We start from the raw sequence: 640 nt of genomic DNA, 5'->3' as shown, positions 1-640 counted from the left end.
GCGCTTACCACTTTGTGATTCATGACTGGGGTGAAGTCGTAACAAGGTAACCGTAGGGGAACCTGCGGTTGGATCACCTCCTTACCTCAAGATACGCATTGTGCAGTGTCCACACAGATTGTCTGATGAAATTAATGAGCAAGAGCACCTGTTGATGCGGTAAGGGCAACCTTACGCTGATGCGAAAAGTGCCAAACCACTCAGGTGGTCTGGTACGGATTTTTCGTGTCCCCATCGTCTAGAGGCCTAGGACACTGCCCTTTCACGGCTGTAACAGGGGTTCGAATCCCCTTGGGGACGCCAATCCGATAATGTGTGAAAGACATTATCCCCTGTTCTTTATGAACAGAAAATAACTTAAAGATGACTTTAACGAGTCATGTTTAAGATATTGCTCTTTAACAATCTGGAACAAGCTGAAAATTGAAAGTTTACAGCTGAACATCACTCTCCGTATCTGTACTGAGTGGTGGATTAGTCTGTAACAGAGTCTCTCAAATAATCGCAATGCGGCGGTGGAAACACCTTCGGGTTGTGAGGTTAAGCGACTAAGCGTACACGGTGGATGCCTAGGCAGTCAGAGGCGATGAAGGGCGTGCTAATCTGCGAAAAGCGTCGGTAAGGTGATATGAACCGTTAT

1 tRNA gene and 2 rRNA genes are annotated in these 640 nt (G+C 46.9%); all 3 read left to right on the top strand.

The window, feature by feature from the left end:
* Positions 1 to 84, top strand: a 16S ribosomal RNA gene (locus tag ETV65_RS24760); the annotation flags it as partial.
* A 143-nt stretch (positions 85 to 227) separates the two neighbouring features.
* A tRNA-Glu gene (locus ETV65_RS24755) sits at positions 228 to 303 on the top strand.
* Between the two features lie 235 nt (positions 304 to 538).
* Positions 539 to 640 (top strand): 23S ribosomal RNA (locus tag ETV65_RS24750); the annotation flags it as partial.

The organism is Rahnella sp. RFA10(1/100) (genome assembly GCF_004195115.1).
GTDB lineage: Bacteria > Pseudomonadota > Gammaproteobacteria > Enterobacterales > Enterobacteriaceae > Rahnella > Rahnella perminowiae.
Note: the sequence above shows the minus strand (reverse complement) of the source record. Positions and strands in the feature narration are given on the sequence as shown.